This window comes from Chamaesiphon sp. OTE_8_metabat_110 (assembly GCF_031382685.1).
Taxonomy (GTDB): domain Bacteria; phylum Cyanobacteriota; class Cyanobacteriia; order Cyanobacteriales; family Chamaesiphonaceae; genus Chamaesiphon.
This window is the reverse complement of record NZ_JANMZA010000444.1, coordinates 1-23,752: the sequence shown is the minus strand read 5'-3', so window position 1 is coordinate 23,752 and position 23,752 is coordinate 1. Positions and strand designations below refer to the sequence as shown.

Annotated in this window: 22 protein-coding genes and 2 pseudogenes; 8 read left to right on the top strand and 16 right to left on the bottom strand. The window is 45.3% G+C overall.

The window, feature by feature from the left end; all coding sequences use genetic code 11:
* Window positions 1-213: 213 nt before the first annotated feature.
* The 9 genes and pseudogenes from RMO52_RS16355 to RMO52_RS16310 all read right to left on the bottom strand — a co-directional run bounded on the left by RMO52_RS16355 (window position 214) and on the right by RMO52_RS16310 (window position 10,267).
* Window positions 214-390: a hypothetical protein gene (locus RMO52_RS16355; RefSeq protein ID WP_309738126.1), complete on the bottom strand. Its 177-nt coding sequence runs from the start codon at window positions 388-390 to the stop codon at window positions 214-216.
* Complete coding sequence (cas2, locus tag RMO52_RS16350; RefSeq protein WP_310416239.1) at window positions 390-662, bottom strand: CRISPR-associated endonuclease Cas2; 273 nt, start codon at window positions 660-662, stop codon at window positions 390-392. The genes RMO52_RS16355 and cas2 overlap by 1 nt, the downstream gene beginning before the upstream one ends.
* Window positions 663-698: 36 nt before the next feature.
* Window positions 699-1,706 carry a type I-D CRISPR-associated endonuclease Cas1d gene (cas1d, locus tag RMO52_RS16345; RefSeq protein ID WP_309738123.1) on the bottom strand — a complete coding sequence of 336 codons (1,008 nt, stop codon included), beginning with the start codon at window positions 1,704-1,706 and terminating at the stop codon, window positions 699-701.
* Between the two features lie 169 nt (window positions 1,707-1,875).
* Window positions 1,876-2,469 (bottom strand): annotated as a pseudogene (gene cas4, locus RMO52_RS16340) (CRISPR-associated protein Cas4).
* Window positions 2,466-3,278 (bottom strand): CRISPR-associated endoribonuclease Cas6, encoded by an 813-nt coding sequence (cas6, locus tag RMO52_RS16330; protein ID WP_310416234.1) that lies wholly within the window; start codon window positions 3,276-3,278, stop codon window positions 2,466-2,468. Before cas6 ends, cas4 begins: the two are co-directional and overlap by 4 nt.
* Before the next feature lie 167 nt (window positions 3,279-3,445).
* A complete protein-coding gene (cas3, locus tag RMO52_RS16325) occupies window positions 3,446-5,752 on the bottom strand; it encodes a type I-D CRISPR-associated helicase Cas3' (protein WP_310416230.1) in 2,307 nt (768 codons plus the stop codon).
* Window positions 5,745-6,530, bottom strand: coding sequence for a type I-D CRISPR-associated protein Cas5/Csc1 (gene cas5d, locus RMO52_RS16320; RefSeq protein WP_310416227.1), 786 nt, complete (start codon window positions 6,528-6,530; stop codon window positions 5,745-5,747). Before cas5d ends, cas3 begins: the two co-directional genes overlap by 8 nt.
* Before the next feature lie 3 nt (window positions 6,531-6,533).
* On the bottom strand, window positions 6,534-7,547 hold the full coding sequence (gene cas7d / locus RMO52_RS16315) for a type I-D CRISPR-associated protein Cas7/Csc2 (RefSeq protein WP_310416223.1): 1,014 nt from the start codon (window positions 7,545-7,547) through the stop codon (window positions 6,534-6,536).
* Between the two features lie 11 nt (window positions 7,548-7,558).
* Window positions 7,559-10,267, bottom strand: coding sequence for a CRISPR-associated protein Csc3 (locus tag RMO52_RS16310; RefSeq protein ID WP_310416220.1), 2,709 nt, complete (start codon window positions 10,265-10,267; stop codon window positions 7,559-7,561).
* 221 nt (window positions 10,268-10,488) lie between these two features.
* Between RMO52_RS16310 and RMO52_RS16305 the strand changes: the two genes are divergently transcribed.
* From RMO52_RS16305 to RMO52_RS16290, 4 genes are all read left to right on the top strand, one after another.
* A complete protein-coding gene (locus RMO52_RS16305; RefSeq protein WP_310416217.1) occupies window positions 10,489-11,349 on the top strand; it encodes a WYL domain-containing protein in 861 nt (286 codons plus the stop codon).
* Window positions 11,350-11,436: 87 nt separating this feature from the next.
* A complete protein-coding gene (locus tag RMO52_RS16300) occupies window positions 11,437-12,051 on the top strand; it encodes a DNA-3-methyladenine glycosylase (protein ID WP_310416214.1) in 615 nt (204 codons plus the stop codon).
* 285 nt (window positions 12,052-12,336) lie between these two features.
* A complete protein-coding gene (locus RMO52_RS16295; RefSeq protein WP_310416210.1) occupies window positions 12,337-12,822 on the top strand; it encodes an NlpC/P60 family protein in 486 nt (161 codons plus the stop codon).
* 23 nt (window positions 12,823-12,845) lie between these two features.
* Entirely contained in the window at window positions 12,846-13,679 is an 834-nt protein-coding gene (locus tag RMO52_RS16290; protein WP_309742561.1) for a DUF1995 family protein, read from the top strand.
* Between the two features lie 215 nt (window positions 13,680-13,894).
* Here the strand turns inward: RMO52_RS16290 and RMO52_RS16285 are convergent, their stop codons facing one another.
* Complete coding sequence (locus RMO52_RS16285; RefSeq protein WP_310416205.1) at window positions 13,895-14,752, bottom strand: MnmC family methyltransferase; 858 nt, start codon at window positions 14,750-14,752, stop codon at window positions 13,895-13,897.
* 115 nt (window positions 14,753-14,867) lie between these two features.
* Window positions 14,868-15,761, bottom strand: coding sequence for a M48 family metallopeptidase (locus tag RMO52_RS16280; protein ID WP_310416202.1), 894 nt, complete (start codon window positions 15,759-15,761; stop codon window positions 14,868-14,870).
* A 161-nt stretch (window positions 15,762-15,922) separates the two neighbouring features.
* Here RMO52_RS16280 and ychF point away from each other — a divergent pair, with 161 nt between their 5' ends.
* Window positions 15,923-17,011: a redox-regulated ATPase YchF gene (gene ychF, locus RMO52_RS16275; RefSeq protein WP_310416199.1), complete on the top strand. Its 1,089-nt coding sequence runs from the start codon at window positions 15,923-15,925 to the stop codon at window positions 17,009-17,011.
* Window positions 17,012-17,086: 75 nt separating this feature from the next.
* Here the strand turns inward: ychF and RMO52_RS16270 are convergent, their stop codons facing one another.
* The 5 genes from RMO52_RS16270 to puuE form a co-directional block, all read right to left on the bottom strand.
* On the bottom strand, window positions 17,087-18,379 hold the full coding sequence (locus tag RMO52_RS16270) for a Zn-dependent hydrolase (protein ID WP_310416196.1): 1,293 nt from the start codon (window positions 18,377-18,379) through the stop codon (window positions 17,087-17,089).
* A gap of 54 nt (window positions 18,380-18,433) precedes the next feature.
* Window positions 18,434-19,006, bottom strand: coding sequence for a 2-oxo-4-hydroxy-4-carboxy-5-ureidoimidazoline decarboxylase (gene uraD / locus RMO52_RS16265; RefSeq protein ID WP_310416194.1), 573 nt, complete (start codon window positions 19,004-19,006; stop codon window positions 18,434-18,436).
* 65 nt (window positions 19,007-19,071) lie between these two features.
* Window positions 19,072-19,434 (bottom strand): hydroxyisourate hydrolase, encoded by a 363-nt coding sequence (gene uraH, locus RMO52_RS16260; protein WP_310416190.1) that lies wholly within the window; start codon window positions 19,432-19,434, stop codon window positions 19,072-19,074.
* A 247-nt stretch (window positions 19,435-19,681) separates the two neighbouring features.
* Entirely contained in the window at window positions 19,682-20,842 is a 1,161-nt protein-coding gene (hpxO, locus tag RMO52_RS16255; protein ID WP_310416187.1) for an FAD-dependent urate hydroxylase HpxO, read from the bottom strand.
* A 190-nt stretch (window positions 20,843-21,032) separates the two neighbouring features.
* Window positions 21,033-21,941, bottom strand: a complete 909-nt coding sequence (gene puuE, locus RMO52_RS16250; RefSeq protein WP_310416184.1) for an allantoinase PuuE — start codon at window positions 21,939-21,941, stop codon at window positions 21,033-21,035.
* A 281-nt stretch (window positions 21,942-22,222) separates the two neighbouring features.
* Here puuE and RMO52_RS16245 point away from each other — a divergent pair, with 281 nt between their 5' ends.
* From RMO52_RS16245 to RMO52_RS16235, 3 genes and pseudogenes are all read left to right on the top strand, one after another.
* Entirely contained in the window at window positions 22,223-22,636 is a 414-nt protein-coding gene (locus RMO52_RS16245) for a gamma-glutamylcyclotransferase (RefSeq protein ID WP_310416182.1), read from the top strand.
* Window positions 22,637-22,828: 192 nt separating this feature from the next.
* The gene (locus tag RMO52_RS16240) at window positions 22,829-23,107 is read left to right on the top strand and encodes a hypothetical protein (protein ID WP_310416179.1); all 279 of its coding nucleotides are present in this window, start codon (window positions 22,829-22,831) and stop codon (window positions 23,105-23,107) included.
* A gap of 303 nt (window positions 23,108-23,410) precedes the next feature.
* Window positions 23,411-23,752 (top strand): annotated as a pseudogene (locus RMO52_RS16235) (succinate dehydrogenase); the annotation flags it as partial.

Genomic DNA, 23,752 nt, shown 5'->3' with positions numbered 1-23,752 from the left:
GGTTATTTAATCCCTCGTCTAATCCCAAGTTTCAATCCCTATAAGGGTTTAGAGTCGATTTCGCTCGCTCCTTGAGTTTGTCTCCGACCTTGAGATCTTTTAATTGTTTCAATCCCTATAAGGGTTTAGAGTCGATTTCGCTGGCGGGAGCCTGAAAACCTTGTGTGATTTGGTTTTCAAGGTACATTAGCGCGAATAAATCAATAATAACATTCAAATTGACGATCGCCTATAAATCGAACCTTTCGATCGAGCCTGAGATGCTTGAATACGAAAGCTTCTAGCCACTGCGCGGATGAAGATTTCATCAAGATCCTTAAAACCCGCCTCAGCCAAATCATCCAGCCGCTGTTGCAGATCTCCATCACCAACACCTACCCATTCGCGCATCAAGCGAAAAATATCGTCTCATCTCGCACCGTCTCACCACCAATCCGCTCCACTTTGGGATGACAGCAAGCACACAGAAAGTAGAACCGAATACTATCCTCCTCTGGCTTAATCATCTTACTCAATCGCGCCCTGAGCTTTGCATATTGACTATCCGTGACATCGCACTCAAACACACTATACTGCATCCACTGACCGTAAGACTTCAACATTTTGTGAATTTTAGTACGGCGTTTGTCTTCAGAAATATCATAAGAAATCACCATGAACATAGGGACGGGGGGGGATAAATGGGACAGAAGGGAAATTTATTTGAGAATGAGGGGTGGGTATTTGTCAGTTTCAGACATCAGATATTTACCCAGCAATCGCGCTTGAAGCTCAAAGGCTTCCTGGTAAGTACATTGTTTCTGCAATACAGGATGCTTGAATTTCGACTGCTTCTTTTGCTCGTACAACCGCAAAAAAGTCTTTCTACCTTCATTTGATAGTGATACGGCATTGCTCAACGGTTCGGTTGTGAAATCACCCACCGTTAGCATCTTCCGATTTAAAGCCGACAACACCATCGCATCAACCACCAACGGTCGAAATTCCTCCATCAAATCTAGCGCCAAAGATGGTCTTCCGTAACGTTCGGTATGTAAATAGCCCAAATATGGATCGAAACCAACAATATTAATCGCGCTTTGAATGTCGTGTGCTAAGAGTGAATAACCGAAACTCAATAAAGCGTTGACGGGATCTGTTGGCGGACGACGATTGCGAGATTTAAAACTAAAACCCTCAGCGCGAATTAACCGCTCGAAACTCCCAAAGTAAGCCGCACTACCAGCCCCTTCTAGGCCACGTAACGAGTCGATCTGCTCTGTGCGATCGATTGGCTCGATCGCTCGTTCTAGGCGGGTTATTGCCGCTGCTAGCTCAATTTCGGGATGTTCTCTTTGAGCGCGAAGTAAGGCAATCCGATAATTTTTGAGTTTGCCGCGTACAAAACCACGCACGACATGAATCGCTTTGGCTCGATCTTCGCGGGCGGCTGCCCATTGTGCCGACCTAATGAAGATATTCTTAGTTAGAGGTGGTTCTAGACAGCCCAGGTATTTACCCGTTCTAGTCAGGAATGTGAGGGGGATTTTGCGATCGAGTAATTCCATCAATAATGCGGGTGAAACTGTGGCTCGTCCCATAATTACGACTCCTTCAATTTTGATGAGGGGGACATCGAGGAGGAGAGTTTTCTCATGTTTGACATGCAAGCGTTCGTCAATTTTGCCGATGAATGAGTCTTCTTGAGTGATATAAACTGTGCCCATAGTTTTCCTGGTTTGGTTTGTTTGAGTTGTTGCGTAGATCTTTACCCCACCCCAACCCTCCCCTTATAAAGGGGAGGGAGTTAGAGCCTCCCCTTTATAAGGGGGGTTGGGGGGTAAAAGTCTCCGCCGAAGTCAGTCTTGATGTGCGTGGTTCCTCCCTCGCTCATTTTTAATCTTCTTGATATTTGGTTACTTTGCTTGCTGCTTTGGGGAGGCATTGAGTCTGGAGGCTACAGCCTTGACAGCGAGGATTGTAGATGGGTTTGGGCATTTTACCTGTGGCTAAAAGTTGGCGAACCGATGCGATCGATCTAATCGTACTATTCCGCAAAGTTTCATCAAGCTCGACTAATTGACGTTGATGAGAGTGGAAATAATAGATATAACCTCGATCGATCTGTCTCCCAGTCATTTCTTCTAAACAGAGAGCTTGGGCGCAAACTTGTAATTCATCATTAGCAAATTCACCTTTGGCACTGCGCTTATATTCGACTGGGTAAATTTGTCCATCTTGCTCCTCGATTAAATCTGCTTTGCCGATTAGTCCATATCGATCGGATTTGAGCCAAATTGCCCTGACTTGCTAAGTTTCTTCTCGATGACTATCACCGACTGTATGCACGCGATCGTGTAAAGTAGTGCCTTCGATCGTATATTGATTATCAACAAATTCACCCGCACAAAACATCCGCCAACAGCGATGGGGACAGTAATTATATTGATTGAGCGAGGCAATAGAAATGTAGTCAGTTTCAGTTTTCATAAGCGGCGTGTCATCCCCATCCCCATTGGTGTTTTCCTACCTACTCCGGCATAAAGAGCAAAATCGGTCAAAGCATTTAGTTGTTTGATTTGGAGCGGTGAAACATCGCCCATGATTTGATACTTGACATCGCCGACAGTACCGATAAATTTACCGATATAGTCATTACTTACTTCGGTACGGATGTCGAAGGCACTAGGAAAGATCGATCCGATTGCTAGATCTGTTATTTCAATTTCACTATATTTCAACCACTTAGAAAGAAGCGAATTAAATATACATTCTCGCGTTGGTAAAGCACTATCAAAACTTCCTTGACGAAAACTTGTAGGTGTCACAAAAGTCAACCGTAAGGTACGATTAGAGTCGGAGGCTCGATCGAATAATTCCTGATAACTACAGGCATTCGCCCAGGGCTGAATAGATTGGGGGGTGCCCTGAATACTAGTAACGATTAAATCTGCCGCACCCAGATGCCAAGAGTGTTGGGGATTAATATCGAGCCAAAGCTGAGTAAGTTGCCCAAATAATCGATCGTCCAATAGCGAAATTCGCCACCAGCAAGGGGTGCCAACGGGAATCGGTTGACGGTGCTGATATTGCAGGGGTTCGCGCAGCCGCTGTGCTTGAATCTGAAGCGGACTGAGGGTAAATGACTTGTCAGTCTTGGCTTCATGGAGCTTGTCACCCAATTCACGATTGACAGCACTAACGAGAGTGAGAAATAAGGCGTGCATGTGTCGCCCAGTGAGAAAATCAGGATATATTGTCGATCGAGGAATCAGATTGAGAACGAGACTGTGGGGCATAAAGTGAATAAAATTATGGCGTTTTCTATCCTAATGAAATACACAGATCTGTAGATGGCTTTGTTTATGCTAAGGATAACGTTTTTGATAGAGATTTAATTCAAATCCGCCCTTCCCCACTAGCAGCAGAAATGAAACTATCGATATAGAAGATTGCAAATTTACATTCAAACCACCCAAAAGTCCTCTTCGTCGGGGCATTTTAGGGCTATACCTGCGCTGGCAATTGCTAAAATACCTGATAAGCTAGGAAAGAAAGTAAATTGTTTCGGTGATGAGGAATCAGGCGAATAAACATCCAGTCGATAACTTTCTAAGCCCTGCTTTTGGAGCTTAATAATTGCCCACCGATTTTTTGCCGTTTCATTTACAATTACTCCCGACATTAAGTTTTTACTGATCGCTATATTCAAAGATTCTGGTAACTGAGTAGATCGCACATTATCACCGGACATTCTTTTAATGTTGCAATTTTCAAATGCGTATAATTTGCATAATTGGGTGTTCTTAAATTCTGTTAAATCTTCAACCCACAGTGAGAATGATAGGTTGTATGGCTTCTCAGCGCGAGATACTATTTCAACTCGATCGCCATCAGTTACAAATTCAAGAAAGCGCAGTAGATGGATCGGGTCGAGATTAGTTTCGCCGACTTCATCTAAGATTAGATTATGGGGGTCATATACTTGGATATTTTCAAATAAACTGTCTCTAAACTTAAATAGTGGCGCGTAGCTACTTTTCAATATCCTGGCGTATTCATGAACGTATCCAGCGATTTCTGGATCGGATTTTACTTTTGATTCAACATCTCGTAATGGTTTACGGTTCTGTTTGATATCTTCAAAGTCTTCTGGACAATTAGCCTTGAGAAAACTCATTAGAAAATTATGACTGTGCTTGATATATTTCCAATCTTTCTGTATCTCTGGAATAGTTTTACGCGCGATATCCTCTGCACTAACTAGTATTTTAATTCGCCGCCTGTAATAGTCCCATTCTCTTTTACCTCCAAATAACTGCTGGAGGGTTTGATATAGATTTGATACTAAAGATTCTGCTGGTAAATTTACCAACGACATTTCTAGTTCTAATAATGGTCTAGCAATTTCTAAAAATGCTTCTGATTTCCAGTAAATTTCTAGAAATGGACGATTCATACACTCCAAACTTTCAAGGATTTGACGTAAAGATAATCGCCCACCACTACAGTCTAATTTTTCAATACCTTGCATCCATGCTTGCTCTGGGAGGTAAGCAATTGCAGTTGAAGGAGTGTTCGTTTGTTGCTTACCCAAAACTCTCCCAACCCGCCCAATTCTTTGCCAGAATGAGAATCGATCGCGAGCTGAAAATATCAGCCAATCTAGATTTTGACGATCCGAATTTACTTCTCGATCGAAATTAAATCCGATATCAACAGTACTAGTAGCAAGAATTACTTGTTTCTGGGCGGCGGTATGTCGTTGTTCGATTGGTGTATCGCCAGTAATTCGACCACAAACATTCTCTAATCCTTTTGCTCTGAGTCGATCTGATATTCGACCAATTAGATCTTTAGAGTCTAAGATTACGGCACCATTACAACTAGGATATTTTTGTAAATTATCAATGACTTTGTCAGCAATCTCAGTAACTAATAAATCTCGCTCTTCTGGCTGTTTACGGATTTCTAATCCTACTGCTGTTTGAGATGGTGTCAGCATGTTAGATTGAGCTTCACCATCAATATGAGCAATTTTCACTCCAGACTGGGTGAGAGTTTTGAGAGCTTGTTCGCAAGCTGGTTCTGGTGTTGCTGTTAATAAAACAATTTTACGATTATGCTCGAAGAAACCAAACTCTTTAGACAGGGCTAAGTAAAAGCATAAGCTGACAAGTTGTTTGGCATCATAGAGATGAAACTCATCGAAGATAACAGTAGAAAAACTATTGTAAAAAACACTGGCAATATTACTACGATCGAGCTGACGATAGAGAAAGAATGTGGCATAGTAAAATATATCTGGATTAGTTACTAGCAATAACGGTCTACCACCACCACATTCGGGAAAAATTGTCGCTGGTTCCCGCAGTACATTATATAACTTCTCACCAGCTCTATCGCCGACTAAATCATTTCGCCAACCTTTGATATCTTTGGCTGATGCCGATTTGACAATATGCGGTAAACCAGACTTTTCAACAAATTCTGTGGCGGCTTTAGTTTGTTGGGTAATTAGAGCATTCGTAGGCGCAATATAAATAGCATTTTTGCTACGATTTAGATCTAAAATACTTAACCCAGCTTTGGTTTTACCCGTACCAGTTTGTGCCAAGTCGAGGATAATGTCATGAGTTTTAGCAGATTCATATACATCATTTTGGTGTTGAAGGATGCCATGCTCGAACGCTCTGGCTAAATCTGGGGGTAGTGATGGATTTACACAGCTTGAGATGCTACGGTCTTCCAGCTCGATGTTGATATTACTCATGTCGATCTCCTCCACAGAATTTTAGATTCGCAGGTAAGATAAAGTCGCCAATTTGCCAAGCGGCACCACGAAACCGGAGATTTTTTAGTAAGGAGACAGGTGGAATCGAGATCGTATCGAAGGCAATCAAATCTAGGTTAACTGGGAGATCTGCGGCACTCAGATAAACGTTAGAGTTGTACTCACTAAGGGGAAGTAGAGTCACCTGAAATTCTTGCTTAATATCGATTCTGACTTTACTCATGAACTTACCAACACGGATATATTCAGGCAGTTCTAGATTGCCAAATACTAATGTTTGAAATCGATTTCCTCGCTCGATCGTGCGGAGCCTTCCCGTCTGAGGAAAGTTACTTGGGCGAAAGGTACTGGGTTTTTTACCAGTCCGCCTAAGTGGTAAATCTGCTCGTGCAGTCGCAACACGATTATTTGTCATTGCATACCAATAAGAATCAGACAAAGCATTAAATCGCTCGAACCGAAATGATGCGTTACCTGTAACTGGATAAGCTGGCAAAATATAGCAATTGTCGGCAATTGGGACTAAATCTTCGATATAACGGGGACGATGAGTATCTGTTCCGGTGAGACGATAAGGCGATCTTGCCCAGCCCAGAGCATAGGCGAGAGCATAGTTACCAATTGTGCCTTCTGTATAGTAAACATCTGAAAGTTCTCTTGATGCAAAAAAGATCGGTTCAGCACACCATATTTCAATCGATCTAGCAGTTTGGAATGGCAATGTGGAGTCAGTTAGTGGGATTTCTAGTTGTTGCATGGGTTATTTACCCGCCTTTTTGGACTTTGTTGTTTGCCCATCACTATTTTTCACAATCCGAAATGGCTGGTAAGATTCATCGAGACGATTGAGAAATTCAAACTGCAAATCGAGTGCCCAATGTTTATCAACATCGGCAATTAATTCGTCAAGTTGGTTTTTAGAAAGTTGGATTGAGACGCCTCGTTTATTTGTCCAATTGGCGATTACAGATTCGATCGCTGTAATTAAAGCCTGTGGCTGGAGCGGATGTTCGAGCGCATCCTTGCTGCCAGCCAGATTGTCATGTACGCCCTGTACTAGCTCCAGCGAGCTTGGTAATTCAGCAAAACCACCAAATACCCCTAGAATTTGATTTTCCATCCTCCCAATCCGACTAGAGACGGCTCCGTAACGACTAGTGAGTAAAATGTTGCCGAGAGCATAACGTAGTTCATCAGCCGTTAAGTCTTTAAATGTCACCACATCCAGGAAGTGGACTCCAGGCTTGATATACTCGCTGGTATTAAGAGCGGTTGAAGGATTTCCCTTTTCATCCCGCATCGTGCCAGTTTCAAAAATCGCATTGATGGTGCGATCGCCAATGACATCATTAGCTGGCAAAATACTAAAAGCATCCTCAGTCCAAACTCGACTTTTTTGCGCCCCTTCACCCCCAGCCGCAAAGCCATACAGAAAACAATCAATACACATTTCACACGGAGCATTAGTATTTAGGGCACAAATATTATTGTGTTTTGGTGCTGTGTGAAGTAGATTGTGCGATCTCAAAAATTCTCTACCCCGTCGTCGCTCTGGGGCAATTTGTTTGCGTTTAGTCATCACTAGGCGGGGAATAGAAGTAAAATCTACAACTCCTGCTTGCACATATTCACTACACATTGGTTCGCCAGATCCTTCTGTCCGAAAAATAGTTTCAGATTGGGTGGTTCTGAGTACGACAATTCCGATGGTACGTCCTTTGGGAAAGTTTTCGTAGCTAGGTGCGAGAAAAAGATTTAGGGCTTCGATCGACATAATAATTTATTCTAGTTAGTTGTAGTTTCAGCGTTGGTCTTAGTTTCAGCTAGATCTTTGAGGTCTTTCAATTCTCGACGAGCTTCTTGTAAAAAGAATAAGTAAGCTGCTCCCAAGGTTTTACTATCAGTCAGCAATTTTTCAGGACGAGAGTGATAAACTTCATCAAATAGCTGCCTTAAAACTTGATAATATTGCTGGATTTGCTCGTATTTGGTTTTACCAATACGATATTCACTTTTATTGATGCGATCTTGGCGAGTATAATATTGCTCAACTAGTGATGCAAAAACTGTATCCCAGTCCATAGGAGATTTTCTTGATTTAACTGCACTAATAAATTCTGTGAATGGTTCGGATTGGGATGTCCGCCGAAACGAACTACCTTGCAAATGAGCAACTGCGGCTAAATGAGCCGCTTGCTTGAGGTATGTTGAAACTAAATTATGTTCTTCAGACATTAGACTCTCCAATAAACAATATAACGGGGTGCAAATCCGATTCCAAATAGCTTCTAAATTAGGACTTTCTTGTTCTCGTAATATCCAACGTAACAAGACATAATAAAGATCGAGTGGTCGTCTTGTCGCTCGAGCTAAATCGTAAAAACAATCATCCTTTTTCTGAAGACTAGCAACAGCGATCGTCAATTTGCCCAAACATGTTAATCTATTTAAAACTTCCTCCGCTGTCAGATTTGATTTATTAGAATCTTGGCGGTGATAAACACCAGATCCTAATAATGGCTGTAAAACAGCAGGAATACCTTCTATCCTACCAAAGGCACTCCAATCTGGCTCTATTTCCAAATTGCCACTAATGATAAACGGTAGTCCAAAATCGGGGGCGAGAGATATTTCTAGTGCTAGACGGAGTGACTTTAATAAAGCGATCGAATTATTAACATCACCCCACAGCGTGGGAATCGGCACGGTAGCATAGCTAAATTCCGATCGCTTAGGTAGAGCCATACCTACGACTTTATTCGGCTTTAAATTCAATATATCATCGCGATAAAGCTGAAGATCGTCAAATGTAATTGTTCCCCCTTCAGCATTACTAGCTACTCGAGCGTTCATCCATTTTTGCCAAATAGACCTAAACTTAGGGCTAGAGCCTGAAGGTAAAGAAAAATGTAAATAGATCGGATCTTCTTTATTATTTTTAGGAAAGTTAGCACCAACTGTCATCAGTTGATATGATAGAGCTGAAAGTAGATCTGCTCGACGTTTAGGCTCGGCACTCATCCCCCCAGGCAATCGATTTGAAAATACCTGTACTTTGGTGCCTGGAGGCATTTTATCAGAGATTAACTCATCTACTGTTGTCGAAGTTGCTCCCAAAGAACAACGCTGTCGAGGATTTGCTTCAATATAAGCTGTCAGCTCACTAAATCCATGCCAACCAGTAGAAAAATTGAGCAATTTACCCACGGCAGATATCATTTCTTGACTAACATCTATCTCCTCCTCACTCTGACGAAGTTGGAAAGAGTCGCTAATGGCAATCCGAATTCGATCGATACCTCGCTCGATCGCTTTTGCAGCAAATAATCCTCGACCATATTGTGGATTAAATGGTTCTAATGCAATCCTTTGTTCGGGACTTAGTCCCATGTGTAAGGCAATCCGATCCCATGCTATTGTCGGACTTAGTTTACCCGCTCGATAGCTCAAATAAGCAGCTTTTAAACCTTCCGCAATCGCAAACTCATCAGCATTTGTAACCGGAGTTAATCCTAAGAGTTGTGCAGCAATAACAGCATCTTCTCCAGCATCATCACCATATTTAATAATATCCTGAGTTACTTTATCTGCCTTGTATCCGCTTACTTTTTTAGTTAGCAATATTTCTACTTGTTCGATTGCTGCTACTGGATTTTGCTGAATAGCCTGAGCATCAACTTTTATTCCATCCTTAGTAGCTTTAACGAGTTGTTCGACATTCCCACTAAATACACTATCAATTTTATGTTGCCATTTCTGGGCAATCTCAGTCGTCAAATCTCCAGCCGGAAATACCGATCCTTCAAACATTTGTTGATGGGGTTCTACCGTTAGTACGTTCAATCCTTTTTGAGATAGAACTTCTTCACATGCGAGTAAAAGTAATGCAGTCAGATAGCCGCGATCCTCTGACAATGTAATTTTAAATATTTTACTAGGACGGCTAAAAGCCACAGTTAGCTCAGTTTCAATCTTACGAATTCTGATATTTTCATCAATTCCTAGATCGAATAAATCACCACCAATTAGCATCGCCGCCCAACGTTTAATATTTTCGTCTTCTGGTAAAAATCGCATTCCGTCGCTAGCTGTATGACCAGAATGACGTTCGATTAATTTTCTAGCTAATTCTAAATCTTCCTCTGTTTTAATTAATATGCCAACATTCGCCAAGTTTAATTGTTCGCGTAAGAATATTCGATCGCGTGCTAATGTTTTAACGTTGCGACCCTTTTTATCCAACTTATTTAAGTCATGAACTGCGGTTGCAGCTAATATGCAAGATCGATACTGTTCGGGGACTTCAGCAATTTTACTAACAGTCAAAACAAACTGACAAGCTGAATCAAGATGTTCTGCTAAAGTTTGCCCTTGGCGAGATCCATGCTGTGTATGTTCGGAATGCAACTCATACAACCGAGGTCTAATTTCACTAAAATAGATTTCGTCCAAACTTTTTGGTTCATCATTCAGAATCCGCAGCCGCTTGAGCATTTTTCTTCTCTTCTCAATGTTAATCGAAACCCCTTTCAGGGATAAGTTTTGTCTTTACCCAAATACTGCAACCATTGGTTGCAGTATTTTTATTCGATCGTTAGCTCGTTATATTTTGGATAATTATAAGGATATAAAAGCTTTATACTATCGACGAGTCCATCATGACTCGAAAATATGGGTTTGGCAAGAGCTAAAAGGTAAATAGTATCCGTACATTTATGACAATCAAAGGACGCGCGATTACGTTATCGCTGAAAGAGCAGGATAAACTCCGACTCCAGCAGCTAGCCGCAGAGCTAGACATCACTTGGGGTGACAAGCCGAATATTTCCAAATTGCTAGAAGCGATCGCCCAGAATAAGCTCAGAGTAGCGGCAAATCATGATTGGCATCCCGACCGCATTAACGCGCTCAATCATGCCCGTCAGGTGCTTGTAGATACGGGGGATCGATCGGCTGCATTGATTATTACTCAGCTATTACTCGATCGATCTGAGTTATCCCTGCCGCTCAGAGCCGAGCTAGAGAAATTTGTCGCAGATATCAAACCACCATTGCGATCTAAGATAGATGCTCTAATTCGCAAGCAGCAGCCGTTTAAGCTGTCCTACCAGGATGCCGCAGGAAAGGTATCAGAATTCTCGATTTACCACGCTCAGATAGTACCCCACGAGCAACGGCTATATTTGGACGTATGGTGTACGGAGACTTTAGGCAATCAAGATATTGAAGCCTTACAACACAATTGGTGTTTGCGACTCGATCGCATTCCTGATGAGAGTAGTATTGTAGAAATCAAAGGTAAATGGCGTTCTGAACTAGATCTAGTTTCAGTCGAGTTTTACTTGCTCAATGGCTTGGCTTTTGGATACCACAGCAAAACAGGAGCCGATCTGGAAAATGAATGGGTACAAGAGCGACGGCGAGTAGTAAGAGCGATAAGTAGCACTTTCTGGTTCTTTCGTGAGGTGTTACGTTATGGGGAAGATTTCACCATCTTTGCTCCTGATGAAGTGCGCCAGAAATTCAGTGATAAAGTCAGAAAAATGTATGAATTATCTAAAGTAAGACAATTGTAATCATTCAAGATTTCAATCGAGCGCTACTGCGTTACATTGCACTGAAGATACCGCTTGGGTATCAATCAATCGTCGAGTACAGAAAATATGGAAGCAGTTATTCCCACCGCATGGTTCGATCGATCGGCGGTCAGTGTCGCACCGGATTTAATCGGGTGTACGTTAGTGCGTCAACTTCCCGACGGTACCCAGTTACGCGGCATCATTGTCGAAACCGAAGCATATCAAGAAGGCGATCCGGCTTGTCATGCCTATCGCAAACAAACCAAACGCAATCAGATCATGTTTGGTGCGCCGGGATATATCTATGTGTATTTGATTTATGGGATCTATCATTGCGTGAATGTCGTGACCGATCGAATCGGTGCGCCCAGTGCCGTGCTAATTCGGGCGCTAGAGCTGACTCCAGAGACACTAATTACCATTTTGCTCAAACCCAAGGAGAAGCCCATCAAAGCCGCCGCAGGGCCAGGGAAACTCTGTCTGGCGATGCAAATTAACTTAGCTCTTTACGGTACTAAATTAGAACTCGGCTCTGGACAAGCGATGTGGATCGAACACCGCTCGATCGATTGGCAAGCCAAGCTCGATCTCGGCACGAACGAACTTACCCAAACCACCCGCATCGGACTGACACAGGGGGTAGATTTGCCGTGGCGATGGTATCTCAAGGGTTGTCAGGCGGTTTCTAAGTTTGGGTAAGGGGTAATGGGTAAAGGGTAAAAGGTAATAGGTAAGCTATCTACCGCTATCCACTATTCACTATTCACTATCCCCTATCCACTATCCACCATCCCCTAAAATACTACTAACTTTGTTCTTATGCAAGATTTGACGATCGATATCGGCTTGGATGTGGGTAATTTAACTGTAAGAGTGCAATAGCTTTCGACTCAGCCTGATGACTGAGAAAGTTTGGGGGAATGGCTGAGCTATCCCCAAAATTCTGAGAATGGGGTTGGGAAAAATTACCCACTATGCGAGATTATGTACCGTAAAATTCTGCTCTGTGCCGCGATCTGTGCTGCCTCAATCTTGCCAGCAAGTGCCAACGACAGCCCCGAACCCGCGAACGTATTAACATCTGAAGATCTGTCTACGGTGGCGGCTGAAGCCAAATCCTGGCAAGGTACCCGCTATCGCTATGGCGGTAAAGATAAAAATGGCGTGGACTGCTCTCACTTTGTCTATGCGGTCTACAATCGAATTTTCGAGGGTTATGATTACCGGATGGCGGATGAGTATTTACGCGATCCGGACTTCGCCCCAACCAAATCGCCGATCGTTGGCGATGTAATTATTTTCCCATCAGTCGGCGGCGGATCTGCACACATGGGGATCGTTACCGATGTGAAGAGCCGCAAATTTATTGGCGCTCAATCGAGTACGGGTGTAAAGGAAACTAGCTTTGCACCGGGAAGTTATTGGGGCAAACGTCCGTATCGAATTTTATCGCTGTTGCCATCTGATTAGCGATCGATTACGAATCATGCCAGTTGCGCCCCACGGTTGTCGAGATCGGGCGCGATCGCGTTACAGTGGTTGGATACCAGCATCATCCTCAGCACCCGATCGCGAGCGTCTTAGTTTTTCACCGTGCCATGTCACAACTCCCCACCACCCTCGAAGACTCGATCGTTCTGGCTCAATCCGCCGCCTTAGCTGCGATCGCAGCGGGACACCAACGGATTACGATCGAGATCGCCATTCCCGAACTCAAGTCGATGAATTTGGCACGCCTATTTATCGAATCATTTAGCGATCGTGGCAATACCCTCAAGGTATTCTTCCCCGATACTGGTGCTGCTGCTCTAGCCAAGCGGGATTGGCAGGATCTGAACTTTAAAATCGACGATTTGGGCAATAGTCGGTCGCCAATTGAAACTAAAATTCAACCCGAAGACCAATTATTTATCGCGATCGAACCATCAGCGATCGAAGTTGCCCAAGTCGAGCAATTATGTAATGCTGTAGGATCTCGTCCCGTCATCTTATTCTTACCCAAACTTGAAGATGCTGCAATCGTAGGCATCGGTTATGCCGCCAGACAGCTCCGCGACAGGTTTTTGAGTACTCTCACCTGTGCCTACTATATCAAACCCCTCGAAGCCGCTGCCCTCTACCGTTGCTACCCCGATCTCTGGCAAGTCTGGCTGGAGCAAGACGATGATTATACCCTCCTTGCCGAATCACCACACAAACCCGTCGGCGACGAGCTAGACGCGCTCCTGATGCCTGCTAACCCAGCTTCAGGCGATAATCCTACTGCGACTAAATCGCCGAGTTTATTCGCCAGTTTGGGGCGGTTCTTGCGGACGTTGAGTAGATAGCAGGTAGGGGATAGCTTGCACTGAGCGACAGCCGAAGTGTGGATAGTGGATAGTGGATAGTGAATAGTGAATAGTGGATAGTGGATAGCTTGCACTGAGCGACTTGTGCTGAGCGACAGCCGAAGTGTGAATAGTGAATAGTGAATAGTGAATAGTGGCTATTGTGCTTATTGGGTAGGAAGGAATTATAGTAATTCTCAATTCTCAATTCTCAATTATTTCCTCCAGCGTTTTTTCCATTGGGACGTAGTTTCCAAGCCACAATCATCCTGCTCAAGTTCGCGGCGAATGATAATTTTAGCCATCGAATCTGATAAGGTTAGATCGCGATAAGGAATCGCTGCGCGCGTCTGCAAATGTTCGAGTTCTTGTTGCGATAATGGGGATATTTGTGATGCCGTAAAACTCGCAACCGTGCCTGGTGATTTTCTGCCGACGGGACTAGTATCGCCGACAAATAATCCAGCGGCAACTAGCGCAGTTCGCACTGCTGAAGCACATGAATAAGTAGCAATTATCCCATCTGAGGCGCAGCATTTCGCTACTCGATCGATAAATTCGAGCGTCCACAATTGCGGGCAAGCAGTTGGTGAAAATGGATCGAGAAAAATAGCATCGGCTGTAAATTCTCGGGCGATTACTTGCCCGATCGTTTGACGGGCATCGCCAAAAATTAATTGTGCTTTTAAGCGTTCGGTTTCAACTATTCCTGCACCCACAAATCGAGTCAATAGTTGTGGAATCGGCTCTTCCCAGTCACCAAGTAAATTATGTTCGATCGCCGAAATTGGCACGGCGCGATCGAGTTCTAGCGCGATAATCTCCACAGTACAATCGGGATGCGATCGCCATATCGCTGCTAATGCAGCCGCACTATTGTAACCCAATCCATAACAAATATCCAAAATCCGCAAATGACCGCGACTAGCTTTTTGGGCTAATAAAGTCGGAATGGCATACTTATAAATCGACTCTTCCCGCGCACCATATTTACTATGAAAAGTCTGTCCAAACTCTTCCGAAAAAAAAGTATACGAACCATCATCGGTGATGCAAGGGTTAAATTGGGACATATAAATACCGCTCGGCGAGTGCGAACATCAAGGTATTCGGCTGCTTTCGGATCGCGCCGCGAATACCGATTCTGCTATTATCCTAAATGCCTAAGACTACGCAACGCAAGTTAGATTAAATCGAAAATTCCAGCAATCGGGAATATTCCCCTGAATCCGCCCATGCGAGTAACTGTGAGGCACGCATCACACCCCAGGGACTTTGGTAATTCATAAAGCCAACAATCTTGGTGAGGCGATCGAGATTACTGATACTATTAACATCGAACTGTCGGGCTTGCGTTTCAAAGGCATCGATCGTTTGTTTATTGAGATATTCGTGAGGCAATCCACTCAATTTCATCAATGTCGAGATAGCAGTATCGAGATTTTGACAGGCAAGTAAACCCGCCCTATCGCTAGTAAATTTAGACATCACAATCCAATTGTACAGCGCGACTTCCACCCCATTAGCTGCTAATCCACCCAATCCAAAGGTGGTAGTACTCACCACGGTTTTCAACATTGGCATGACAATAGACAACTGCTGATAAGCTAGATAACCGCTCTTGACGCGCGCCAGTTCGTGTCCGAGTAAAAATAGTAATTCCTCATGGGAAAGCCATTCCATCGCCTCTAGATTAACGCCAATCGCGGGCTGCTCGACACCGATCGCATAGGAAACTATATATCCCGTGCCGCGATGCAGATATAATTCGGGCACGGGACTGACATCTAAAATTGCTGCCGCTTCGAGCAATGCCTGATGCAATGCGGGGAAGTTGGCATCATTGACTCGAAAATCTTCACCCTGAACTTGCAAACGCACCAATCGATCGATCCCATACTCATTAATCTTCTTGAGCAGCAGCGATAAACCGGGCATCTTCTCTAGATTCATCAGTGCTTGCCGATCTAGCGGATGTCGGTAGCTTTCGGGACGCAGCTCCTTGAATATGTGTCTAGTCACGGCGATGGTGTTGCTAAATTGGGACGAGGGGACTGGGAGATCGATTGATGTGGCTGTCACGGTTGTGTGTCCCGATCGTGTATGGACAGCATATTCACTAACTCATCCTAACTTATTTATTTAAAGTTCCTAGTCTCCCATCCCCCAGTCCCCTATCTTCCCCTCCGATCGCTCGATCGCGTATAATCGAGCCAGGGAAGTTGTCATCACTTGAGACTAAAATGCTAAGAGCCGGAATCGTTGGACTGCCGAATGTGGGCAAATCGACATTATTTAATGCCCTAGTTGCCAATGCCAAAGCTGAAGCTGCTAACTATCCGTTTTGCACGATCGAGCCGAATGTCGGTAGCGTCTCGGTTCCTGACGAACGGTTGCAAGTCCTTGCCGATATGGTGAATTCCGAGAGTGTCGTCCCCACGCGGGTAGAATTCGTCGATATCGCCGGATTGGTGAAAGGTGCTAGTCAGGGAGAAGGTTTGGGCAGTAAATTTCTGTCCCACATTCGGGAAGTAGATACCCTCGTCCAAGTCGTCCGCTGTTTTGAGGACGATGATATCATCCATGTTTCCGGCGTTGTCGATCCCCAGCAGGATATTGAAGTCATCAATCTCGAACTGATTTTAGCCGACATCGACCAAATCGAAAAACGGATCGATCGAGCCAGAAAAACCGCCAGAACTAGTAAAGAAGCCCAAATCGAAGTCGTCGCTCTCGAAAAACTGCTCGTCGATTTAAACGCAGGTAAAGCCGCGCGTCAAGTCGAACTCACGGATGAAGAAAGCGAAAGTATTAAAGGGTTGGGATTGCTCACTCGCAAACCGATGATTTATGCCGCCAATGTAGCGGAAGAGGATTTAGCCACAGGTAATGATTTTGTCGAGCAGGTTCGAGCCTTTGCGGCTAAAGAAGATGCTCAGGTAACGATCGTTTCCGCCCAAGTCGAAGCCGAACTCCTCGAACTACCAGCGGAAGAGAAAGCCGAATTTCTCGAATCATTAGGTGTATCTGAAGGCGGTTTAAAATCCCTCATTCGCGCGACATACCATCTGCTCGGACTTCGCACCTACTTTACCACAGGGCCGAAGGAAACTCGCGCCTGGACGATTAAAGCGGGGATGTTTGCACCCCAAGCCGCAGGTGTGATTCACTCGGACTTCGAGAAAGGTTTTATTCGCGCCAAAACCATTTCCTACGCTGACATGGTTGCGACTGGTTCGATGCAAGCTGCCAAGGATAAAGGCGTCCTACGCAGTGAAGGGAAGGAATATCTAGTCCAAGAAGGGGACATTATGGAGTTTCTGCATTCGTGATGCTCCTTGATGAGGGGAAAGGGGTAAAGGGGAAGGGGTAAAGGGTAAAGGAGAGGTAGTTATAATTATTAACTATTAATTATTAATTATTGAAGATTTTGCTGCGTTACTTTTCACATGAAAATTATCGAGTTGGAGAAAAGTCTGTAATAAAACACTAGCACCACGATCGCATTCTTCAGGCGAAGTATACTCGTCTGCGGAATGACTGACTCCCGCGCGGCTGGGGACAAAAATCATCCCCATAGCTGTAAACCGACCGATTTCTTGGGCATCGTGTCCCGCGCGGCTGGGCATGTGGGTGTAAGCTAAACCCATATTTTGACAGACGCCCTCGATCGATTTCATAATTTGGCGATCTGCTAATGTAGGGCGAATGTGCAGCGTTTGCTGGATCGAAATTGCCGTCTCGGTAGTTCTGGCAATGGTGATAATTTCGGCTTTGAGATTCGCCGTCAGCAGTTGCAAACGTTCCTCCGAGAGATCTCGCATGTCGATTCGCAGATCGACCATTCCAGGCACCGTATTAGTGGCATTGGGCGACACATTGAGATAGCCGACAGTGGCAACTTGGTCGCCATCGATCGAGCGGGCGATTTTATTCACAGCTAGGACGATTTCGGAGGCGGCAACTAGGGCATCTTTCCGCAGATTCATCGGGGTAGTGCCAGCATGATTGGCGCGTCCGATAACGTTGACGGCAAATCGGTATTGCCCAACAACTCCTGTCACAATCCCAATCGGTTTATCGAGATGTTCTAAGACACCACCTTGTTCGACATGTAGCTCTATAAACGCCACCATCTCGCCAGATTTGCGTTTGGCTGTCGCAATTTGCGCCCAATCACCACCAATCCGATCGAGACATTCCTGAATCGGGGTACCATCCAAACGGGCATAATAACTGGCATCTTCTAATACCTCCCCCGCCATTCCCTTCGAGCCAATTACCGAACGTTCCTCATCGGTAAAGACAATTACCTCGATCGGGTGGTACAGTCGGATCGATCGATCGTGTAAAACCCGCACTACTTCAATCCCCGCCAGCACGCCCAGACAACCATCATAACGCCCACCAGTCGGCACGGTATCGATATGCGATCCGGTCGCGATCGCTCCTGCATCTGGATTTAGACCCTCATAACGACCGATAATATTACCAGCCGCATTCGTCCTCACGGTCATTCCGGCTGCAACCATCCAAGTTTGCACCAATTTACGCGCGCGCAAATCTTCAGGTGTAAACGCCACGCGACTGATCCCACCTTGGGGTAGCTTGCCAATTTCGGCGAGTTCGGCTAGGCTGCGATCGAGTCTAGCGGCATCGATTTTTAATTCACTGAGAATCGGTGATGATGTAATTGTCATGAATTTAATTAAGTAATAAGTAATAAGTAATAAATAGGTTAGATGATGTGACTTTCAACTCGTTCGCGTAGCGTCCCCGTTCGCGTTGGCGAAGCCTGCCTTAGGCACAGCGTCTGCCTTAGCAGAAGGGGAATCGATTATTGCTAACAATCTAAACCGGGCGATCTGACTAATTTCCTCGATCGCGTTAGCTAATTCTTCATCGGCTGAATTCTGTAAGCGGCGATCGAATGCTGCTATGATGCTCGATTTAGTATGGTTTTTAACGGCAACAATAAAGGGAAAACCAAATTTTTCTAGATAAGATCGATTGAGTTGTTGAAACCTAACATATTCATCCTCACTCAACCGATCTAAGCCAGCACCTGATTGTTCTTGCACCGATGCTGCTGCCATTTTGACCTTGCTACCCAAATCGGGATGAGCGCGCACTAGAGCCAACTTTTGCTCGCGATCGAATCCTAGAACGATCGTCATCATTTTCTGATGTAAATCCTCGATCGATACAAATGGTCGTTGGCACCATACTTGGGCAGCAACAGTGGGTGTATGTTCAAAAATTTCACCCAGTGCTTGAATCAATTGCGATCGATCCATCCGATTAATTTGACTAAGGGAATAAACCATAGATTTCAAGAAATGTCGCAATATATTCTCAATTCTCAATTCTCAATTCTCAATTCTCAATTAAATTAACTGCCTCGATAAGTACTATAAGACCATGGTGAAACCAGTAGAGGTATATGATAATGTGCCTCAATATCGGCAATTTGAAAGCGAATAGGAATGCGATCGAGAAATGCTGGTTTAGGTAAATTAGCCTGAGTACGATCGAAATAACTGCCCACCGCGAACACTAGTTCGTATTCGCCAATTTTTAAATCCCCATCGGCAAGCAAAGGTTTCTCGGTACGTCCATCTCGATCGGTATAAACTTGAGTAATTAAGGTGCGATTTTCTGATGGAGATGCGATCGAGTAGAGGATTATTTCAACTCCTGCGGCGGGACAGCCGTGGGCTGTGTCTAGAACGTGGGTTGTTAATTTACCAGCCATAATTGGAAATCAGGTGGATCTATGGGAATTTTGAAGATGGAGAATCTAACGCAGTGCCGCCCTAATAGGCTTCGTTTTCGCCTGTTTTACCCATAAGTCTATTAGCAAGATCGTAGTCCTTTACCCCACCCCAACCCTCCCCTTATAAAGGGGAGGGAGCCGGAAAAATCCCCTCCAAGGAGGGGTGCCCGAAGGGCGGGGTGGGTAGATCTTCGCATCACCCCCAAAAGACCATACCTGTAATTTTTCATCGCAAAGGGCCACCTAAGATGGTTTTAGCGATCGCACCAGTAACATCTTCCGGCGGCTCATTTTTCAATTGCTGATACCAAGCCAGCGTCACATCAGGATCGCACCCGTGGATTTGTTCGGCGCGTTGACGCGCTTTGGCGACGACAGCATTGGCGCGTTCTTTACGTTCGGATTCGTAACGCTTCAGGGCATCCGGTACGCTGATATTCGTGGCAATTAGATAATTACTCAATACCCAGGCATCTTCGAGAGCTTGACAGCCGCCTTGTCCGAGATCGGGGCAAGTCGCATGAGCCGCATCGCCCAGAAGTGCCACTCGCCCCCGCACGTAGCGATCGATCGGTCCCATATCGTGAATGGCGATGCGGGCAGTTTCGGCGGGATTGAGTCGATCGATCAGTTGCTGCACTGGTTCGTCCCAGCCGTGAAAATGCGCCTTTAATTCGGCTCGATAACTATCTGGTGTCGCGTAATTATCTGGTGGGAGCGGGACATCTAAAAAGAAATAACAGCGTGAGTCGCCCACAGGCATCAGGGACGCGCGTTTGTGTTCGCCGACATAGATGCTCCAGGTATTTTGCGGTGCTAATTTTTCATCGGCGGGCACCAATCCATTCCAGTTGATATATCCCGCATACTTGGGTTCGACAGGTTCGTCTAGAATCTGTTTGCGAAATTGCGATCGAATGCCATCGGCAGCAATAATTAAGTCACCACTGGTACGATGACCATTTTCAAAGATTGCCGCGATCTCAGTCTCAGATTCTTCAAAGTCGATACATTTATGGTTGAGATATACTTGCCCAGGAAATGCGGCGAGTAGCATGGCTTGTAAATCCCGACGGGCGACTGGATACGGACGCTGCCCGACGCGATCGATCAGCGGCATCAAGTCGATATGATTGAGCAATTCTCCAGTTTTACTGCGATATTCCATCGCATTCATTTCACCCCCGATCGCGGCAATTTCCGCCCCTAAACCCAGTCGATTCAGCACTTTGACCCCGTTCGACCAGAGGGAGATTCCCGCTCCTACTGGGCGCAATGTGGCGACTCGATCGTAAATTTCCACTTCGTAACCCGCCTGCTTGAGCGCGATTCCGGCTGTCAATCCCCCAATCCCCGCCCCGATAATAATTACTTTGAGATGGTTCATCTTAAATTAATTGATAATTGATAATTGAGAATTGATAATTGAGAATTGAGAATTGAGAACTGGGTTATTAGTGTGGGAATTTAAACGCCTGTTCTTTGTTAATTCTGCTCTATCATATTGTCTCCCCGTCTCCCCGTCTCCCCGTCTCCTAGTCCCCTCGTCCCCTTGTCTCCCCGTCTCCCCCTCCCAATTAAAACGGATGATACTGATGCCAGTGCTGGGCGATATCGATGCGACGACATAGCCAGACGCGATCGTGTTGCTGCACGTAGTCCAAAAATTTCACCAACGCCGCCGCCCGTCCGGGTCTGCCCACTAAGCGACAATGTAAGCCCACGCTCATCATTTTGGGTGCGGTTTCGCCCTCGGCATACAGGAGATCGAAAGCATCGCGCAGATAGGCAAAAAACTGGTCGCCCGAATTAAAGCCCTGAGCTGTCGCAAATCGCATGTCATTATTGTCGAGAGTATAGGGAATGACCAAATGCGGTCTACCATAGTCATGCGTCCAATAGGGTAAATCGTCAGCATAGCTGTCTGAGTCATAGAGAAATCCGCCAGTTTCGACGACTAATTTGCGAGTATGCGGGCTATTGCGTCCGGTATACCATCCGGTGGGACGTTGCCCCGTAACTTGAGTATGAATTGCGATCGCTTTTTGGATATGTTCGCGTTCGGCTGACTCGGTAAAATCCTTGTACTCGATCCATTTGTAGCCATGACTGGCAATCTCCCAGTCAGCTTCCAGCATGGCAGCAACCGCATCGGGATTGCGGGCTAATGCCATCGCTACTCCGTAGACTGTGACCGGAATTTGTCGATCGATAAACAGTCGATATAACCTCCAAAAACCAGCCCGACTACCATATTCATAACAAGACTCCATATTCATGTGTCGTTGCCCTACAAACGGCACCCCACCCACAATCTCGGACAAAAACGCCTCCGATGCCAGATCGCCGTGCAAAAGACAGTTTTCGCCACCTTCTTCGTAATTAATTACAAACTGAACGGCAATTCGAGCTTGTTCTGGCCACTGGGGATGTGGTTGGTTCCGCCCATAGCCGACTAAATCGCGTGGATAGTCGATCGAGGTCATAGATTACGCTTTAGCTTAACGTATTTTTATTGTATACTGTACACAGTATTTTAATTTGCCTCTATAAAATCCCCTCCCAGGAGGCTACGGTGTCTACATAAGTCGGTGGGACTTCGATGTAGCTGGGCTTACCCCCCCAACCCCCCTTTATAAGGGGAGGGCTGGGGTGGGGTAAAGATCTCCGCAGCAACTCAAAAAAATTCCAATCGCGCCCCAGCTCAAAAACCGCGCCAACTTGCCAATAAACCCAAAACTAGCATAATTATCTTGAGAGAAATGGTATGAATCAGACAGTTATCACCAAACACCAAATTTTTATCTGTGGTTCGGCATTGCGCGGACAACCAGATCACTCGAATTTAGGCAACGCCAAATTTATCCGCGCCGTGAGTACCGAGCCGCTCTATCGACTACATGCCGCCGAAAATGGCTGGCACCCAGCAATCTATCAAGTCGATATCGGCGGAATTTCAATTCCTGGCGAAATCTACGAAATGACAGCAGCGGAGTTTGAATACTTAGCAACCAATGAACCGCCCCACATGTACCCCACAGAGGTAAAACTCATCGATGGGGAAGTTGCCACGGCATTTTTCTATCCGCAAGCACTAATAGAACGCCACAATTGGCCGGATATCTCCGATCTCGGTGGCTGGGCTGCCTACAAATCTGCTCGACTGGAAACAGTTTCCTAGATTGGTGTCAGTCAGGAAATATGGGGGTGGAGATCTGTCGATGGAGCTATTTACGATCGCCACCCTAGCTGTTATACTAAAAAGTATCGTAGGGCACAGAAAAAGATTCGGACATACATCTCAGATAGTCTAGAGTGTGTGGTGACAGGTTTGGAAGTGCCTCCTGCAATTAACCAATTGAGGAGGTTCACAATGAAATATTTAGACCGTAACAAAGCTAGTGTCGATCGCGACCGATGGGAAGTTTACAAGCAACTAGAACTAGTTCCCGATCCGATCGATAATTCAGCTTACAATCGTGGTGGATTTAAATTTGGGATCGACCGCATCTGGCGAACTCTACTCGGATTACTAATGGATGAATTAGTTGCCGAGCAACAGGTTGAATATCTCGATCGCTGTTGGGATGTAGATGCAAAAGATCGATCGGCATCGAAGACGCTACAACGATTTTTGACACTAATCAGCTAACAAACGTCAGTTCGGGTTAAGGAGAGCCTGGAGACTGGAAGTCTCGGCTCATGGTGCCAAGTGCGCCTGTCTTGATTCGCTGTCTTGACTGAAACGCACGCTGAGGGAACCTCAGCGCGATTTCAGTCGCAAACCGTCGGGGAACAGAGGCGTGCGCGATCGCTACGCGGACTAATTAAAAACCGTCCTAACGACGATCTTAGCTATTGCCATACTACCTACAGCGTTCGATCGCAATGACAACTGCTTGAGTGCGATCGATGAGATAGTTTTTGAGAATAATTGATGCAATAATCGATCGATATGAAATCATCTAACTTTTACATTTCTTCGATCGATCGCAAAGTCATCATGGCGGGTACGGGACTATTTTTGACGCTGTTTCTAGTCGTGCATTTGGGTTTGAATGCCACCATTTTGGCGGCTGACGGGGGGCTTTTATTCGATCGTACTGCCGAGCTGTTGCGGCATAATTGGGTGTTGCACGGCTTAGAAATCTTAGTATTTGCTGGCTTTGTCGTGCATATCTGGCAAGGTGCCACCCTCAGCCGCGATAACCAGTCGAAACGCAGTACCCCTTATGCCGTGAGTGCCCCCGTTAAGCTCGATCCAGCGCGATCGATGGGACTTTTGGGATCGATCGTG

Excerpts from the sequence above, each read along its gene's own strand:
- RMO52_RS16355 (WP_309738126.1), bottom strand. The coding sequence starts at position 390 with ATGCGCGAATGGGTAGGTGTTGGTGATGGAGATCTGCAACAGCGGCTG.
- cas2 (WP_310416239.1), bottom strand. The coding sequence starts at position 662 with ATGTTCATGGTGATTTCTTATGATATTTCTGAAGACAAACGCCGTACT.
- cas1d (WP_309738123.1), bottom strand. The coding sequence starts at position 1,706 with ATGGGCACAGTTTATATCACTCAAGAAGACTCATTCATCGGCAAAATT.
- cas6 (WP_310416234.1), bottom strand. The coding sequence starts at position 3,278 with ATGCCCCACAGTCTCGTTCTCAATCTGATTCCTCGATCGACAATATAT.
- cas3 (WP_310416230.1), bottom strand. The coding sequence starts at position 5,752 with ATGAGTAATATCAACATCGAGCTGGAAGACCGTAGCATCTCAAGCTGT.
- cas5d (WP_310416227.1), bottom strand. The coding sequence starts at position 6,530 with ATGCAACAACTAGAAATCCCACTAACTGACTCCACATTGCCATTCCAA.
- cas7d (WP_310416223.1), bottom strand. The coding sequence starts at position 7,547 with ATGTCGATCGAAGCCCTAAATCTTTTTCTCGCACCTAGCTACGAAAAC.
- RMO52_RS16310 (WP_310416220.1), bottom strand. The coding sequence starts at position 10,267 with ATGCTCAAGCGGCTGCGGATTCTGAATGATGAACCAAAAAGTTTGGAC.
- RMO52_RS16305 (WP_310416217.1), top strand. The coding sequence starts at position 10,489 with ATGACAATCAAAGGACGCGCGATTACGTTATCGCTGAAAGAGCAGGAT.
- RMO52_RS16300 (WP_310416214.1), top strand. The coding sequence starts at position 11,437 with ATGGAAGCAGTTATTCCCACCGCATGGTTCGATCGATCGGCGGTCAGT.
- RMO52_RS16295 (WP_310416210.1), top strand. The coding sequence starts at position 12,337 with ATGTACCGTAAAATTCTGCTCTGTGCCGCGATCTGTGCTGCCTCAATC.
- RMO52_RS16285 (WP_310416205.1), bottom strand. The coding sequence starts at position 14,752 with ATGTCCCAATTTAACCCTTGCATCACCGATGATGGTTCGTATACTTTT.
- ychF (WP_310416199.1), top strand. The coding sequence starts at position 15,923 with ATGCTAAGAGCCGGAATCGTTGGACTGCCGAATGTGGGCAAATCGACA.
- RMO52_RS16270 (WP_310416196.1), bottom strand. The coding sequence starts at position 18,379 with ATGACAATTACATCATCACCGATTCTCAGTGAATTAAAAATCGATGCC.
- uraD (WP_310416194.1), bottom strand. The coding sequence starts at position 19,006 with ATGGTTTATTCCCTTAGTCAAATTAATCGGATGGATCGATCGCAATTG.
- uraH (WP_310416190.1), bottom strand. The coding sequence starts at position 19,434 with ATGGCTGGTAAATTAACAACCCACGTTCTAGACACAGCCCACGGCTGT.
- hpxO (WP_310416187.1), bottom strand. The coding sequence starts at position 20,842 with ATGAACCATCTCAAAGTAATTATTATCGGGGCGGGGATTGGGGGATTG.
- puuE (WP_310416184.1), bottom strand. The coding sequence starts at position 21,941 with ATGACCTCGATCGACTATCCACGCGATTTAGTCGGCTATGGGCGGAAC.
- RMO52_RS16245 (WP_310416182.1), top strand. The coding sequence starts at position 22,223 with ATGAATCAGACAGTTATCACCAAACACCAAATTTTTATCTGTGGTTCG.
- RMO52_RS16240 (WP_310416179.1), top strand. The coding sequence starts at position 22,829 with ATGAAATATTTAGACCGTAACAAAGCTAGTGTCGATCGCGACCGATGG.